The 14583-nt window shown below is 67.8% G+C and carries 15 protein-coding genes; 5 read left to right on the top strand and 10 right to left on the bottom strand.

All coding sequences use genetic code 11. The annotated features are described in order from the left end of the window. Position 1: 1 nt before the first annotated feature. Genes trpB through Q7V45_RS16560 form a run of 6 tightly spaced genes read right to left on the bottom strand, consistent with a single transcriptional unit; the run spans position 2 to position 5813 of the window. Complete coding sequence (gene trpB, locus Q7V45_RS16585) at positions 2-1216, bottom strand: tryptophan synthase subunit beta (RefSeq protein WP_304854020.1); 1215 nt, start codon at positions 1214-1216, stop codon at positions 2-4. A gap of 58 nt (positions 1217-1274) precedes the next feature. Further along, positions 1275-1856, bottom strand: a complete 582-nt coding sequence (locus tag Q7V45_RS16580) for a RidA family protein (protein WP_370692614.1) — start codon at positions 1854-1856, stop codon at positions 1275-1277. 12 nt (positions 1857-1868) lie between these two features. Beyond that, positions 1869-2507, bottom strand: coding sequence for a phosphoribosylanthranilate isomerase (locus Q7V45_RS16575; RefSeq protein ID WP_304854018.1), 639 nt, complete (start codon positions 2505-2507; stop codon positions 1869-1871). Further along, positions 2504-3256 (bottom strand): orotidine-5'-phosphate decarboxylase, encoded by a 753-nt coding sequence (gene pyrF / locus Q7V45_RS16570; protein WP_304854016.1) that lies wholly within the window; start codon positions 3254-3256, stop codon positions 2504-2506. Before pyrF ends, Q7V45_RS16575 begins: the two co-directional genes overlap by 4 nt. Positions 3257-3294: 38 nt before the next feature. Beyond that, positions 3295-4779, bottom strand: coding sequence for a glycerol kinase GlpK (glpK, locus tag Q7V45_RS16565; protein WP_304854014.1), 1485 nt, complete (start codon positions 4777-4779; stop codon positions 3295-3297). A 14-nt stretch (positions 4780-4793) separates the two neighbouring features. Then, positions 4794-5813, bottom strand: coding sequence for a polyprenyl synthetase family protein (locus tag Q7V45_RS16560; RefSeq protein WP_304854012.1), 1020 nt, complete (start codon positions 5811-5813; stop codon positions 4794-4796). 145 nt (positions 5814-5958) lie between these two features. Here Q7V45_RS16560 and Q7V45_RS16555 point away from each other — a divergent pair, with 145 nt between their 5' ends. Genes Q7V45_RS16555 through Q7V45_RS16545 form a run of 3 tightly spaced genes read left to right on the top strand, consistent with a single transcriptional unit; the run spans position 5959 to position 7948 of the window. Next, positions 5959-6603 (top strand): tRNA1(Val) (adenine(37)-N6)-methyltransferase, encoded by a 645-nt coding sequence (locus Q7V45_RS16555; RefSeq protein WP_304854010.1) that lies wholly within the window; start codon positions 5959-5961, stop codon positions 6601-6603. A 25-nt stretch (positions 6604-6628) separates the two neighbouring features. Continuing rightward, the gene (locus tag Q7V45_RS16550; protein ID WP_304854008.1) at positions 6629-7468 is read left to right on the top strand and encodes a S49 family peptidase; all 840 of its coding nucleotides are present in this window, start codon (positions 6629-6631) and stop codon (positions 7466-7468) included. Between the two features lie 12 nt (positions 7469-7480). Next, positions 7481-7948 carry a ketosteroid isomerase gene (locus Q7V45_RS16545; protein WP_304854006.1) on the top strand — a complete coding sequence of 156 codons (468 nt, stop codon included), beginning with the start codon at positions 7481-7483 and terminating at the stop codon, positions 7946-7948. Positions 7949-7951: 3 nt separating this feature from the next. On the opposite strand, the gene Q7V45_RS16540 is transcribed toward Q7V45_RS16545, so the two are convergent. From Q7V45_RS16540 to Q7V45_RS16525, 4 genes are read right to left on the bottom strand one after another with little or no spacing between them, the layout of a single operon-like run. Further along, the gene (locus Q7V45_RS16540; protein ID WP_304854004.1) at positions 7952-8887 is read right to left on the bottom strand and encodes an N-carbamoyl-D-amino-acid hydrolase; all 936 of its coding nucleotides are present in this window, start codon (positions 8885-8887) and stop codon (positions 7952-7954) included. 28 nt (positions 8888-8915) lie between these two features. Further along, positions 8916-9746, bottom strand: a complete 831-nt coding sequence (locus tag Q7V45_RS16535) for an NAD(P)-dependent oxidoreductase (RefSeq protein ID WP_304854003.1) — start codon at positions 9744-9746, stop codon at positions 8916-8918. Beyond that, the gene (locus tag Q7V45_RS16530; RefSeq protein ID WP_304854002.1) at positions 9733-10452 is read right to left on the bottom strand and encodes a FadR/GntR family transcriptional regulator; all 720 of its coding nucleotides are present in this window, start codon (positions 10450-10452) and stop codon (positions 9733-9735) included. Before Q7V45_RS16530 ends, Q7V45_RS16535 begins: the two co-directional genes overlap by 14 nt. Positions 10453-10455: 3 nt before the next feature. Further along, on the bottom strand, positions 10456-11676 hold the full coding sequence (locus Q7V45_RS16525; protein ID WP_304854000.1) for a Zn-dependent hydrolase: 1221 nt from the start codon (positions 11674-11676) through the stop codon (positions 10456-10458). 116 nt (positions 11677-11792) lie between these two features. Between Q7V45_RS16525 and Q7V45_RS16520 the strand changes: the two genes are divergently transcribed. Both Q7V45_RS16520 and Q7V45_RS16515 read left to right on the top strand, forming a co-directional pair. Then, complete coding sequence (locus tag Q7V45_RS16520) at positions 11793-13925, top strand: protein-disulfide reductase DsbD (RefSeq protein WP_304853999.1); 2133 nt, start codon at positions 11793-11795, stop codon at positions 13923-13925. Between the two features lie 9 nt (positions 13926-13934). After that, positions 13935-14576 (top strand): thioredoxin family protein, encoded by a 642-nt coding sequence (locus Q7V45_RS16515; RefSeq protein WP_304853997.1) that lies wholly within the window; start codon positions 13935-13937, stop codon positions 14574-14576. Positions 14577-14583 lie beyond the last annotated feature (7 nt).

Genomic DNA, 14583 nt, shown 5'->3' with positions numbered 1-14583 from the left:
GTCAGATCTTCATCCCGAGGCGTTCGGCTACGGCAAAGACATCCTTGTCGCCGCGTCCGCAGAGATTCATCACCAGCAGATTGTCCTTCGGCAAGGTCGGAGCGAGCTTGATCACATGCCCCAGAGCGTGGGCCGGCTCGAGCGCCGGAATGATGCCCTCAAGCTTGCACAGCATCTGGAAGGCCGCGAGCGCCTCGTTGTCGGTGGCCGACACGTATTCGATGCGGCCCGTCTCCTTCAGCCAGGAATGCTCGGGCCCGATGCCGGGATAATCGAGCCCGGCGGAGATCGAATGCGCCTCGGTGATCTGGCCTTCCTTGTCCTGCAAGAGGTAAGTCCGGTTGCCGTGCAGCACGCCCGGGCGGCCACCCGTGAGCGACGCGGCATGTTCGCCGGTCTCCACACCCTTGCCGCCCGCCTCGACGCCGACGAGGCGTACGCCCTTGTCGTCGAGGAAGGGATGGAAGAGGCCCATCGCATTCGAGCCGCCGCCGATGCACGCCACCAGCGTGTCGGGCAAACGGCCCTCGGCCTTCATCATCTGCACGCGCGTCTCGTTGCCGATCACGCACTGGAAGTCGCGCACCATCGCCGGATAGGGATGCGGGCCCGCCACGGTGCCGATGCAGTAGAAGGTATTCTCGCAGGTCGCGACCCAGTCGCGCAGCGCCTCGTTCATGGCGTCCTTGAGCCTGCCGGAACCCGCCGTCACGGCGCGGACCTCGGCCCCCAGCATGTTCATGCGCACGACGTTGGGCGCCTGGCGGTCGACGTCGACGGCGCCCATGAAGACCACGCAGGGAATGTCGAAAAGCGCACAGGCGGTGGCGGTGGCGACGCCATGCTGGCCGGCGCCGGTCTCGGCGATGACCCGCGTCTTGCCCATGCGCTTGGCCATCAGAACCTGGCCCAGCACGTTGTTGATCTTGTGGCTGCCCGTATGGTTCAGCTCGTCGCGCTTGAAGTAGATCTTCGCGCCGCCCAGCTTCTCTGTCAGGCGCTTGGCGTAATAGAGCGGGCTGGGGCGGCCGGCATAGTGCTCCAGCAGATAGTCGAGTTCGTTCTGGAACGACGGATCGGCCTTCGCCTCGTTGTAGGCCTTCTCCAGATCGAGGATCAGCGGCATCAGCGTCTCGGCCACGTAGCGGCCGCCGAAAATGCCGAAGTGCCCCCGCTCGTCGGGGCCGGTGCGGAAACTGTTGGGTGCGCTGGGCATTGCTTTTCCTGTCGGGACGGGCCGGCTTAGCAGTCCCGGCACCGGTCGGTCAAAAACGCTAGATCTTCTTCTTTTTGGCCGCCTTGGCCTTGGGGGCCGCCTTTGCCTTGGGAGCAGCCTTGGGCCTCGCCGTTGCCTTGGCGGCCGGCCTGGCGATGGCGGCACGCGGTGGCGGCGCATCGTCCTCGAGCTCGACGATCACCTCGATCTCGACCGGGATGCCGCGCGGCAGGGACCCCATGCCGACCGCCGAGCGCGCATGGCGGCCCTTGTCACCGAACACCTCGACGAAGAGATCGGAGCAGCCGTTGATGACTTCGGGCTGGCTGCCGTACTCCGAGGTGGCATTGACCATGCCCAGAACCTTCACGATGCGCTTCACGCGGTCGAGGTCGCCCAGCTCGGCCTTGAGGGCGGCGAGAATGCTGAGACCCGTGTCGCGCGCCAGGCGATTGGCCTGCTCGAGCGAAAAATCGCGTCCCACCTTGCCCACCGGCAGCGGCTTGCCCGGCAGGCCGGGGCCCTTGCCCGCCATGTAGAGCAGATTGCCGGTGCGCACGGCATTGACGTAGCTGCCCACCGGCGTCGTCGCCTCGGGAAGCTCGATGCCGAGTTCCTTCAACCGTTCCTCGATCTTCATGCAGCCTGCTCCTCAAAGCGCTTTTACTGCGCCAAGGAAGGCGCGGATCAGTTCGACGGATTTCACACCGCGTGTCGCTTCTACACCAGAAGAAACGTCGACGGCGCGCGCGCCGGTGACGCGGACTGCCTCGGCGACATTTCCGGGATTGAGGCCGCCGGCGAGGAACCACGGACGCGGCACCGTCCGGCCCGCCAGGAAGGTCCAGTCGAAGGCCTTGGCATTGCCGCCCGGCAGGGTGCCGTCGGCGGCATCGAACATCAGCCGGTCGGCGACGTCGGCATAGACCTCGATGCCGCGCTCGACGTCCGCGGGACCGGCGACCTTGATGGCCTTGATCACCGGCTTCCCGGTGCGCGCCTTCAGTGCGGCCACGCGTTCGGCGGTCTCGGCGCCATGAAGCTGCAGCATGTCGATCGCGCCCGTCGCGAGACGCGCCTCGATCAGCGCGTCGTCGGCATCGACGAACAGGCCGACGCGAACCACAGTGCGCGGCACACGCGCACCCATTGCCTTGAGCAGGTCGAGCGACTCGATATGGCGCGGCGAGCGCGGAAAGGTGACGAAGCCCACGAAGCCGGCGCCGGCCTCCACGGCCGCATCGACCGTCTCCGGCGTCGACAGTCCGCAGATCTTCGCCTCGACGGTCATAGGTCGTTGACGCCGGCCTCGCGCGCGATCGCCTCGGCGGCGGCGCGCGGGTCCTGGGCCTGATAGATCGGCCGGCCGACGACCAGGTTGGTGGCGCCGAGATCGACCGCCTGGCGCGGCGTCATCGCCCGCTTCTGGTCGTTGGCGGCGCTGCCCACGGGGCGAATGCCGGGAACCATGAGAACGAAGTCCGGCCCGCACTGCCGGCGCAGCGCTTCGATCTCGAGCGGCGAGCAGATCACGCCGTCGAGGCCGCTTTCGTGCGCCAATGCAGCGAGCCGCAGCACCTGATCCGACGGGTCGGCATTGACGCCGGTCGCTTCGAGGTCTGAGCGGTCGAGCGAGGTGAGGACGGTGACGCCGAGCAGCTTCGGCCGCGCAACGTTCTGCTTCGCCGCCTGCGAACCGGCCTCCTCGACCGCCGCCTTCATCATCTCGCGGCCACCGCTCGCATGGATCGTGATGAAGGTGGGCGCCAGCTCGACCACCGCGCGGATGCCGCCGGCCACAGTGTTGGGAATGTCGTGCAGCTTGAGGTCGAGGAAGAAGCCCACGCCGGTCGCGCGCACCGGCGTCGGAAAAGCATAGCGCACGCCCGGAGCACCATGGGCCAGGAAGAACTCCAACCCGAGCTTGATGCCGCCGACGGCCGGCCTCGGCCCTCCGGCGACGCTCTGGATCAGCTTGGTGGCGTGGGCAAGATCGGTCGTGTCGATGCTGCAGTAGACGGGATTGGCAGGGCTTTTCATGGCGGGCGCAACCTAAAGGCCGCGCCCCTCACCAGCAATCAGGAACTGCGCACCCGGCGGACCGCGTCCTTCCAACCGGCGTAGCGACGGTCACGCGAGGCGGCATTCTCCTCAGGCAGGAAAGCCCGGTCGAGCACCCAGGTCTTCGACAGGGCGTCGAGCGACGGCCACAGGCCCGCCTTCAGACCGGCCAGAAAGGCGGCGCCCAGCGCGGTCGTCTCGGTCACTTCCGGCCGCTCGACCGGCGTGCCCGCCGTGTCGGCCAGTCGCTGCATCAACGGGTCGTTCACGACCATCCCGCCATCGACGCGGAGCTCGTCGATCTGGGCACCGTCCGCCCGCATCGCCTCCAGGAGGTCGCGCGTCTGGTAGCAGACCGAATCGAGCGTGGCAGCGGCGATTTCGCCGGGGCCGGAATCGCGCGTGAGGCCGAGAATCGCGGCGCGCGCCTCGGGATCCCAGTGCGGCGCCCCCAGCCCGACGAAGGCCGGCACCATGTAGACGCCGTGGCCGTCCCTGGCACCGGCAGCGACCTTCTCCACGTCGGAGGACTTCTCGATCAGCTTCAGCCCGTCGCGCAGCCACTGCACGGCGGCGCCGGCGATGAAGATGCTGCCTTCCAGCGCATAGGTGCGCCGTCCGTCGAGCTGGTAGGCGATCGTCGTCAGCAGGCGGTGACGCGAATGCACGGCGATGCTGCCGGTGTTGAGCAACGCGAAGCAGCCCGTCCCGTAGGTCGCCTTCACCATGCCGGGCTTGATGCAGGCCTGGCCGACCGTGGCCGCCTGCTGGTCGCCGGCCATGCCGAGGATCGGCACCGGCGCGCCGAGGATCTCGGGGTCGGCGACACCCAGCTCGCCGGAACAGTCGACGACCTTTGGCAGCATCGAGGCTGGCACACCGAGTATCTTCATCAGCTCGGCGTCCCAGGTGCCCGCGCGGATGTCGAGCAGCAGCGAGCGGCTGGCATTGGTGGCATCGCTCGCATGCACCGTGCCGCCCGTCAGGCGCCACAGCAGGAAGCATTCGATCGTGCCGGCCGCGAGGGCGCCTTTCTCCGCGGCAGCGCGGGCGCCGGCGACGTTGTCGAGGATCCACGCGATCTTGGTCCCCGAGAAGTACGGATCGAGCAGCAGCCCGGTGCGATCGGTGAAGAGCTTCTCGAGCCCTTCCTTCTTCAGCACGGCGCAGCGGTCGGCGGTCCGCCGGTCCTGCCAGACGATGGCGTTGTGGATCGGCTTGCCGGTGGCGCGATCCCACACGACCGTGGTTTCGCGCTGGTTGGTGATGCCGATGCCGGCCAGTGCCTTGGCGTCGAGCCGCGCCTTGGCGAGCGCACCACGGCAGACCTCGACCGTCGCCGACCAGATCTCCTCCGGATCATGCTCGACCCAGCCGGGTTTGGGGAATATTTGCGGCAGTTCCTTCTGCGCCGAGGCGACCGGGCGACCGCTCGCGTCGAAGACGATGGCGCGAGTGCTGGTCGTGCCCTGGTCGATGGCGAGAACGTACTGGGCAGCCATGGCGTGACGAAAGCCTAGTGGGCGCGGTCGATGGCGAAGTCGACCGCCTCGAGCAGCGCGGCCTTGAGCGGCGAGCTGGGGAACAGGCCCAGCGCGTCGCGCGCCATGGCGCCATAGTGACGTGCGCGCTCCAGCGTGTCGGACAGGGCGCCATGCCGTTCGATCAGGCTGTACGCCTGTTCGAGATCGCCCGGCCGCTGGTCGAGCTTCTCGATCGTGCGCTTCCAGAATTCGCGATCGACGGCGCCGCCGCGCAGGAAGGCCAGGATCACCGGCAGGGTGATCTTGCCCTCGCGAAAATCGTCGCCGACCGTCTTGCCGAGCTTGGCCTCGCGGCCGGAATAGTCGAGCGCATCGTCGACGAGCTGGAAGGCGATGCCGAGATTCATGCCGAAGCTCTGCAGCGCCACCCGCTCGGGGCCGTTGCGGCCGGCCACCATGGCGCCGACCTCGGCTGCCGCGGCGAACAGCTTGGCCGTCTTCGCCTTGATGATCTCGAGATAGGTCGCCTCGGGCGTGCTGATGTCGCGCTGGCTGACCAGCTGCAGCACCTCGCCTTCGGCGATCGTCGAGGAGGCATTCGACAGCACGCCGAGAATGTCGAGCGAACCGACCTCGACCATCAGCTCGAAGGCGCGCGTGAACAGGAAATCGCCGACCAGCACCGAGGCCTTGTCGCCATACACGGTGTTGGCGGTCGGCTTGCCGCGGCGCAGAGCACTCACGTCGACGACATCGTCATGCAGCAGGGTGGCGGAATGGATGAACTCGACGCAGGTCGCGAGCTTGATGTGGCGATCGCTGCCCGCGCTGTAGCCGCACAACCGAGCCGCCGCGACCGTCAGCAGAGGACGCATGCGCTTGCCGCCGGCGCCGACCAGATGATTGGCGAGTTCGGGGATAAGAGCGACCGGCGAGCGCATGCGTACCACGATCTCACGATCGACCCGCACCATGTCGTCGGTGCAGAGCGCCAGGAGCGGTTCGAGGCTGGGCGACTTGCGCTTGCCTCCGAGAGAGACGACGGTTGCCATGACGAAGGCCAAACTCTCCGGTGAAGCCTGTTACTGCGAATCAAAATCGTGAGAGATGAGTAGCACGGAATCCGCGCCGACCGAAAACACTGTGATGGGCGGAAGGGTGAAGCTCTTGCAGCCCCGACGCGGATATCGAATTGCCATGGACGCAGTGTTGCTGGCGGCTGCCGCCGACGTGAAGCCTGGCGAAAGCGTGCTCGATCTCGGTGCGGGTGTCGGCGCCGTGGGTCTCTGCGTCGCCGCGCGCGTGCCCGGCTGCACCATCACCGGGATCGAGCTGCAACCGGCGCTGGCGGCCCTGGCCGAGCGCAATGCGGTCCTGAATGACGGGGCAGACCGGGTCCGAACGGTGGTTCACGATCTGGCGCACCCACTGCCGCCCGGCATGGGCCCCTTCGACCATGTCGTGACCAATCCACCCTACCTTCCGGCAGCCGTCGCCGATCCTTCGCCCGATCGCAGCAAGGCGCTCGCCACCGTCGAATCGAGCGCAGATCTCGCACGGTGGCTAACCGTAGCGACCGACGCACTGGAACCTGCAGGGACGCTGCTCGTGATCCATCGCAGCGACCGCCTGGAAGAAATCGTCGGCGCTCTGGTCCGTCTCGGCTGGGGCGACGTCACCGTGAAGCGACTGCCGCCGGCCGCGCGCGTTCTCGTCCGCGCACGCCGTGCGGATGGCTTGCGCCGGCACGACGCCCCGCCCCTGATCCTGCATCGACCCGACGGCGGCTACACCGACGAGGCCGAGGCCATCCTGCGCCACGGCCAGCCGCTTGCCTTCTAGAGGCACGCCCGCGACAGTGCCCGGCATGCTGAACTGGATCAGGGATCGTTTTCGTCGCGGGTCGGTCGTGCCCGTCGTCCGCCTTTCAGGCGTCATCGCTTCCGGCGGCCTGTTGGGCAGCCGCGGCCTGTCGATCGAAACGGTCGCGCCGCTGCTCAAGCGGGCCTTCGAGACGCGTGGGGCCAAGGCCGTCGCGCTCTCCCTCAACTCGCCCGGCGGCTCCCCCGTACAGTCCGCGCTGATCGCCCAGCGTATCCGGCTGCATGCCGCCGAAAAGGGCCTGCCTGTCATCGCCTTCGTCGAGGACGTGGCCGCTTCGGGCGGCTACTGGCTGGCCTGCGCGGCCGACGAGATCATCGCCGATCCGAGTTCGATCGTGGGCTCGATCGGGGTCATCAGCTCGGGCTTCGGCTTCCAGGACCTGATCGCCCGCATCGGCGTGGAACGCCGCGTCCATACGTCGGGCGAGAGCAAGTCGATGCTCGATCCCTTTCGGCCCGAGCAAGCCGAAGACGTCGAGCGCCTGAAGCGCCTGCAGGCGGAGATCCACGACGGCTTCAAGGACTGGATCCGCCAGCGGCGCGGCAAGCTGCTGAAGGGCGACGAGGCGATGCTGTTCACCGGCGAGTTCTGGACGGCCCGGCGCGGCCTCGAATTCGGCCTGGTCGACGGGTTCGGCGAACTGCGCGCCACCCTGCAGGCCCGCTATGGCCAGAAGGTGCACCTTCCCGTCATCGGCCCGCGGCGGAGCCTGTTGTCGCGCTTCGGCCTGCACACCGGTACCGGCGGCGGGATCGACACGATCGGCCCCGCCACCCTGGCCGCGCTCGAGGAGCGCGCACTCTGGCAGCGTTTCGGACTCTAGGAGAGGCTTGCGATGAACCTTCGGAACCCCGTCACCCCCGACGATCTCGCCGCCGTGCGCCAGTGGTTCGACACGCTGTCGAAGCATTGCCGCGCCGTCGACTACGAAGGCGCGCGGCCGATCTTCGCCGACGACATGATCGCCTTCGGCACCTTTACCGACTTCATGATCGGCCGCGAGCTGGCCGAGCAGAAGCAGTGGCGCAACGTCTGGGGCACGATCCGCGAGTTCCGCTACGACCTCTCGAAGATCGAGGCCATCGTCTCGGCCGACCGGCTGACCGCCGTCGGCATGGGCGTCTGGCAGTCCTATGGCTTCCACCCCAACGGCGACCGCTTCGACCGGCCGGGCCGCACCACGACGGTGATGGGACGCAAGGCGGTGGGCGACCCGTTCGTGGCCACACACACCCACATGTCGCTGTTCCGCGGCACGCCGGAGCGCTCCTACGGCAACTTCGCGAAGAGCGAAGTCGTCTGAGCTTCAGGCCGGATCGATCGCGCCCTTGCGCTCGACGATCATGCGGTACTGGTCGGGCTGGCGGTGGACGGCGAAGTTAAAGGTCGTCGTCTTGTAACTCCGGCCGGCATCGAGATCGCAGCGATGGACGATCAGCTCGTCGCCGTCGCCGCCGGCGCGCGCCACGACCTTGCCCGAGGGGGCCACGATCATGCTGTCGGCCAGGGACGGGACGCCCTCCTCGGTGCCGCCCTTGGCGACGCCGACCACCCAGGTGCCGTTCTGATAGGCGCCGGCCTGCATGGAAAGCTGGTTGTGGAACCAGGAATGCTCGTCATGGTCGGGCGATGGCGCGTTGTGCAGCGGCGTATTGTAGCCCAGCAGTACCATCTCGACATTCTGCAGGCCCATCACGCGATAGGTCTCGGGCCAGCGGCGATCGTTGCAGATGCACATGCCGATGTTGCCGCCGAACGCCTTGACGACCGGGAAGCCGAGATTGCCGACCTCGAAGTAGCGCTTCTCGAGATGCTGGAACGGCCGCTCGGGCTCGTGCCCGGCATGGCCCGGCAGATGGACCTTGCGGTACTTGCCGACGATGCTGCCGTCGCGCTCGACCAGGATCGAGGTGTTGAAGCGCCGGATGCGGCCGTCTTCGTTGGCGAGCTCCGCGTAACCGAGACAGAAGCCCATCTCGAGCCGCTTCGCCTCGGTGAACAGCGCCGCCGTCTCGTTGGACGGCATCTCCTGCTCGAAGAAGGAATCGACCTCGGCCTGGTCCTGCATCCACCAGCGCGGAAAGAACGTGGTGAGCGTCAGCTCGGGAAACACCACGAGCTCGCAGCCCATGCGCCTGGCCTCGCGCAGATGGGCGATCAGCCGCTCCACCACGTCACGACGGGTATGGCTGCGCTGGATAGGACCCATCTGCGCCGCACCGACAGTCAACAATCGCGTCATCGTCACCTCTCGACGGCGAGTATAGCGCCTAAGGGCCGGCGCGCTTCACGTCGTTGGTGAACTCTGCCGAGCAAAAACTCCCACCCTGGAAGAGATCGCCGACCGGATCTGGTCCGATCTTTGCCTGTTCGGCCTCGGCGTGGGCGCGATGATCCTCGGCCTTGTCCTGCGGACGATAGCCGAACCGATGAGCCCGCGAATTGTCCCACCAGCCCGCCGCATTGTCGGAGGCCCCGTAGAAGATCTCGTAGCGAAGATCGGGATGGGCGAGACCGATCTGGAAGAGCTGCACGAGATCGCGCGGCGAGATCCAGATGGACAGGCGCCGCACGTCCAGAGGCACCGGCCCGACATTGCCGATGCGGAGGCAGGTCACGGCGATGCCGTGCTTGTCCGAGTAGAGCGCGCCGAGGGCTTCGCCGAACACCTTGCTGACGCCGTAACGGCTGTCGGGACGCACGGTGACATCGGTGCCGATGCGCTTCTTGCGCGGATAAAAGCCGATCGCGTGGTTGGACGAGGCGAAGATCACGCGCTTCACGCCCGCCTCGCGCGCCGCCTCGAAGACGTTGTAGCAGCCGATGATGTTGGCCTGCAGGATCTGGTCCCAGGTGCCCTCGACCGAGTGGCCGCCGAGATGGATGACGCTGTCGGCGCCCTCGAGCGCGGCGGCCACCTCATCGGGCCTGGTGAGGTCGGCCGCGACGAAGGTCTCGCCCGGCTGGAGGTCCTTGGGCTCGACCCGGTCGCTCAGTACGAGGCCGGGATAGAGCCCGGCCAGCAAAGGCCGCGTCATGGTGCCGATGCCGCCGGCAGCGCCGGTCAAGACGATGCGGCGCGGGTCCTTAGCGTCGGCCATTCCTGTTTCCTCCTGCCAGAGTTCGATAGCGGTCGAGCGAGCGCGTGAGATGATCGCGCATGGCGCGCCGCGCCTCGGCCACGTCCTTGTCCGAAATCGCCGTCACGATGCGCGCGTGTTCAACCTGGATGCGTTCGAGATAGAGCCGGCGCTCGGCCGGCGTGTCCATATCCAGCCGCACGCTCTGGCGCGGGATCACGTGGCTGCCGAGATAGGCCAGGAACCGGGGGAACTGGTCGTTGCCGGTGGCTTCGGCGATGGCGCGATGAAAGGCGAAATCCTCGGCGACGGCGCCTTCGCCGCGCTGGAGGGCGTCGTCGATCGCCCGCCACGCCGCCCGGATCGATGCAAGCTGCTTGCGGCTGGCGCGCTCGGCGGCAAGACCGGCCGCCTGAACCTCGACCGCGAGGCGCAGCTCCATGACGTTCAGGACATCGGCCAATGACGTGTCGCGCGGCGGCACGATGCGGAAGGGCCCGGCGGCGGGATCGGCGACATAGGCGCCGGAGCCGCGACGCGTCACGATCAACCCGTCGGCGCGCAGCGCCGCCACGGCTTCGCGCACCACCGTGCGACTCACGCCCAGCTCCGTCGTGAGCATCTGTTCGGTCGGCAGGCGCGTGCCCGGCGCGAGGCGACCGCCGCGTATGTCGCCGCTCAGCCGTACCATGACCTGCTCGGCGAGGTTCTTCTCGGGCTGCTTCACCGCCTACCTGGCCAGTTCCAGCATCACGTTCAGCAGCACCTGAGCGCCAGCCGCGAGGTCGGCCGCTTCCGTGTGCTCCTTCACATTGTGGCTGAGGCCCGCCACCGACGGCACGAAGATCATGGCTGTCGGGCAGAGGCGCTGCATCATCTGGGCATCGTGGCCGGCCCCCGACGGCATGCGCCGGGTGCTGAGCGACATCGCCCGGGCGTGATGCTCGACCCGGTCGACAAGGGCGGCATCGAAGATTACCGGCTCGAAGCGCGCCAGCACCTTCGCCTCGACCTCGACCCGCTCGGCCTTCGCGACCTCGGCGATGTGTGCAGCCACCCTCGCCTCGGCCTCCTTGAGCTTGGCCTCGTCGGTATTGCGCAGGTCGACCGAGAAGATCGCGCGATTGGGCACGACGTTGATGAGGTTGGGGCGCAGCGCCAGCGAGCCCACCGTGGCCACCTGGTTGCCGCCCATTTCCCAGGCGAGCTTGCGCGCGAACAGGTTGACCGATGCCGCGAGATAACCGGCGTCCCGGCGCAGGCGCATCGGCGTCGTGCCGGCATGGTTGGAGACGCCGGTCACAGTGTATTCGGTCCACGAGATGCCCTGCACGCTCTCGACGACGCCGATCCGAACCCTCTCCTCGTCGAGGATCGGGCCCTGCTCGATATGCAACTCCACGAAGGCATGCGGCTTCACCGCGCCCGGCTTTGAGGGCCCGAGATAGCCGATGCGCCGCAGCTCGTCGCCGACCGAGGCGCCGTCCTTGTCGGTTGCCGCATAGGCCTCGTCGACGCCGAGGCCGCCGACATAGACCAGGCTGCCCATCATGTCGGGCTGGAAGCGCGCGCCTTCCTCGTTGGTGAAGACGGCGACGGCGATCGGGCGGCGCGTCGCCACGCCGGCCTCGTTCAGAGCCCGCACGACCTCGAGCCCCGCCAGGACGCCATAGTTGCCGTCGTAGCGGCCGCCGGTGCGGACCGTGTCGATATGGCTGCCGGTCATCACGGGCGCGAGGTTCTCAAGGCCGGCGCGCACGCCGATCACGTTGCCGATCGCATCGACCGTCACGGCGAGGCCCAGCGCCGTCATCCAGCCCACCACCAGATCTCGGCCGGCTCTGTCCTCGTCGGTCAGCGCCAGTCGGGCGCAGCCGCCGCCCTCGATGGCGCCGAGGGAAGCCAGCTCGTCCAGGGCGCCGAGCAGGCGCCGATCATCCAGTCGCAACATGAATTCTCCCGTCGGACCAGGACCTTAGTCGTTCACGGAATTCCGGGCAAAATATCACGGCGGCTTGATCCGGATTGCCTTGCAAGCGCCGCGACCCGAGGTCACTTAGAAAGTCGATGACGCGTCTTCTGGTCCTTCTTTTCGTGCTTCTGGCCGGTCCGGCCTTTGCGCAGGCGGTCGTGACGACCGACAACGTGCGGTCCGAGCTCGTGTCCGAAGTCGCAACCGTCAAGCCCGGCGAGCCGTTCTGGGTCGGTCTGCGCCAGACGATAAGGCCCAAGTGGCATACTTACTGGAAAAATCCGGGCGACTCCGGCCTGCCGACCGAGATCACGTGGAAGCTGCCGGAGGGCGCCAAGGCCGATCCGATCGTCTGGCCGGCCCCGACCCTGTTCGAAATCGGCGGCATTACCAATTACGGCTTCAAGGACGAGTCGGTGCTGCTGGTGCGCATCACGCCGCCGGCCGATCTCGCGGGTCCGCTGACCTTGGCCGCCGACGCCAACTGGCTGGTCTGCGAGGATGTCTGCATCCCCGAAGAGGGCAAGTTCGAACTGGTGCTGCCCTCGGGCAACGCCGTAGCGCCGGCGCCGCCGGCCACGCGCACTCTGTTCGAGCAGGCGCGGCGTGCCGTGCCGACCGCCAGCCCCTGGCCTGCGCGGTATGGCCTGTCAAAGGCCGGCGATCCGACGCTGCTGGTCGAGGCCAGGGGCCTGAAACCCGACGCCATCAGCGATGTCTATTTCTTCCCGGCCGAATGGGGGCCCATCGCCACCATGGCGAGGCAGAACGCCTCGATCACCGCCGACGGCATCCGCGTTCCCCTGAAGAAGGGCGACGCCAAGACCGCGTTGCCCGCCGACCTTGCCGGAACACTGGTCCTCACCGAGAAGACGGCCGACGGCAACGTGAGGCAGGCCTTCGACCTCTCGGCCAGGCTCGATCCGGCGTTCGTGCCGGCGGCCACGGCATCTCTGGCCAACGCGGTGGGCGCCGAGCAGCTTTCGCTCGTGCAGGCGCTGCTGTTTGCGCTGCTGGGCGGCCTGATCCTGAACCTGATGCCCTGCGTCTTTCCGGTGCTGGCCATGAAGGCTGCGGCCTTCGCCCGGCTTGCCGGCCACGAGCGCAGCGAGATGCGCCGCGACGGGCTCGCCTATACCGCCGGAGTCCTCGCCTCCTTCGCCATCATGGCCGGGATCGTGATCGCGATCCGCTCGAGCGTCGGCGAGGTCAATTGGGGGTTCCAGTTCCAGTCGCCGGTCTTCTCGCTGCTGATCGCCTACCTGTTCTTCGTGGTCGGCCTCAACCTCTCGGGCGTGTTCGAGGTCGGCAGCCGGCTGGCCGGCGTCGGTCAGGGCCTCGCCTCTCGCGGCGGTACCACGGGCGCCTTCTTCACCGGCGTCCTGGCGGTGATCGTGGCAACACCCTGCACGGCGCCCTTCATGGCCGCCGCGCTGGGCTTTGCGCTCAGCCAGCCCGCACCCGCCACGATCGCGGTTCTGCTGGCCATGGGTCTCGGCCTCGCTCTGCCCTATCTCGCTCTGTCGATGACGCCCGCCCTGCAGCGGCTGATGCCGCGGCCCGGCCCGTGGATGGACCGGCTGCGCCAGTTCCTCGCTTTTCCGATGTTTGCCTCGGCCGTCTGGATGATCTGGGTGTTGACCCAGCAGACCGGCGCGGACGGCGTGCTCTACGCGCTGGGCGGCATGATCCTGATCGCCTTCGCCATCTGGCTGCTGCGGATCGGCAGCGGCGCATCGGCGGCCACGTGGCTGCGCCGCGGGCTGGCTGCCGCTTCCGTCCTGCTGGCCTTTGCCGCCACTCTCAAGCTCGACGACAGTCCCGCGACCGCCGCCTCGGCTTCGGGGGGGCCCGCCGCCGGCGTCAGCTTCGAAGGCTGGGAGCGCTTCTCGCGCGCCCGCATGGCCGAGGCCGTGGCCGCCGGCAAGCCGGTCTTCGTCGACTTCACTGCCGCCTGGTGCATTACTTGCCTGGTGAACGAGCGGGTGGCGCTCGAAACGCCGGGCAGCCGGAAGGCGTTCGAGCAGGCAGGCGTCGTCAAGCTCAAGGGCGACTGGACCAATCGCGACGCCGAGATCACCGGCGTCCTGAAGGAACTCGGCCGTGCCGGCGTGCCCCTGTACCTGTTCTGGGCGCCGGGGGCGGATCGGCCGAAGATCCTGCCGCAGGTCCTCACCGAGTCGCTGATCCTGTCGGAGTTGTCGTCAATCCAGCAAGCCAAGCGTTAGGAGGCAGTCATGTCGAAGCTGAATGTTCCCCGTCGTTCCCTGATGATCGGTGGCGCCGCGCTCGCCCTCGCCCCCGCCGCCGCTTTTGCAAGCTCGAGCCCCGATGTCGGCAAGCCCGCACCGCAGTTCACCGCCGTCGACAGCAATGGCAAGAGCTGGTCGCTGGCCGACCTCAAGGGCAAGGTCGTCGTCCTCGAGACGACGAATCACGACTGCCCCTACGTGCGCAAGCACTACACGTCCAACAACATGCAGGACCAGCAGCGCGAAGCCGCCGCAAAGGGCGTGGTCTGGCTGACCGTCGCCTCCTCGGCCACCGGCGAGCAGGGTCATGTGACGGCCACGCAGGCCAACGACCTCACCAAGAGCCGCAATGCCGCGCCCGCCGCGGTGCTGATCGACCCGCAGAGCAAGGTCGCACGCGCCTATGGCGCCACCGTGACGCCGCACATGTACATCATCGATGCCAACGGCATCCTGGTCTACAAGGGCGGCATTGACTCGATCCCCTCGTCGAGCGCGGCCGATATTCCCAAGGCGACGCAGTATGTCCGCGTGGCGCTCGACCAGGTCTTGGCCGGCAAGCCGGTGGCCGACGCCTCGACCCGCGCCTATGGCTGCTCGCTGAAGTACCCCAAGACCTCGAGCTGACGGACCG

It is taken from the genome of Reyranella sp. (genome assembly GCF_030651995.1).
GTDB lineage: Bacteria > Pseudomonadota > Alphaproteobacteria > Reyranellales > Reyranellaceae > Reyranella.
The sequence above is the reverse complement of the archived record's forward strand: the minus strand, read 5'-3'. Positions and strand labels throughout refer to the sequence as shown.

What these genes read in the sequence shown, in the direction of transcription:
- Q7V45_RS16550 (WP_304854008.1), top strand. Translation starts at nt 6,629, where the DNA reads ATGCTGAACTGGATCAGGGATCGTTTTCGTCGCGGGTCGGTCGTGCCC.
- trpB (WP_304854020.1), bottom strand. Translation starts at nt 1,216, where the DNA reads ATGCCCAGCGCACCCAACAGTTTCCGCACCGGCCCCGACGAGCGGGGG.
- Q7V45_RS16580 (WP_370692614.1), bottom strand. Translation starts at nt 1,856, where the DNA reads ATGAAGATCGAGGAACGGTTGAAGGAACTCGGCATCGAGCTTCCCGAG.
- Q7V45_RS16525 (WP_304854000.1), bottom strand. Translation starts at nt 11,676, where the DNA reads ATGTTGCGACTGGATGATCGGCGCCTGCTCGGCGCCCTGGACGAGCTG.
- Q7V45_RS16575 (WP_304854018.1), bottom strand. Translation starts at nt 2,507, where the DNA reads ATGACCGTCGAGGCGAAGATCTGCGGACTGTCGACGCCGGAGACGGTC.
- Q7V45_RS16555 (WP_304854010.1), top strand. Translation starts at nt 5,959, where the DNA reads ATGGACGCAGTGTTGCTGGCGGCTGCCGCCGACGTGAAGCCTGGCGAA.
- Q7V45_RS16535 (WP_304854003.1), bottom strand. Translation starts at nt 9,746, where the DNA reads ATGGCCGACGCTAAGGACCCGCGCCGCATCGTCTTGACCGGCGCTGCC.
- pyrF (WP_304854016.1), bottom strand. Translation starts at nt 3,256, where the DNA reads ATGAAAAGCCCTGCCAATCCCGTCTACTGCAGCATCGACACGACCGAT.
- Q7V45_RS16515 (WP_304853997.1), top strand. Translation starts at nt 13,935, where the DNA reads ATGTCGAAGCTGAATGTTCCCCGTCGTTCCCTGATGATCGGTGGCGCC.
- Q7V45_RS16540 (WP_304854004.1), bottom strand. Translation starts at nt 8,887, where the DNA reads ATGACGCGATTGTTGACTGTCGGTGCGGCGCAGATGGGTCCTATCCAG.
- Q7V45_RS16560 (WP_304854012.1), bottom strand. Translation starts at nt 5,813, where the DNA reads ATGGCAACCGTCGTCTCTCTCGGAGGCAAGCGCAAGTCGCCCAGCCTC.
- Q7V45_RS16520 (WP_304853999.1), top strand. Translation starts at nt 11,793, where the DNA reads ATGACGCGTCTTCTGGTCCTTCTTTTCGTGCTTCTGGCCGGTCCGGCC.
- glpK (WP_304854014.1), bottom strand. Translation starts at nt 4,779, where the DNA reads ATGGCTGCCCAGTACGTTCTCGCCATCGACCAGGGCACGACCAGCACT.
- Q7V45_RS16545 (WP_304854006.1), top strand. Translation starts at nt 7,481, where the DNA reads ATGAACCTTCGGAACCCCGTCACCCCCGACGATCTCGCCGCCGTGCGC.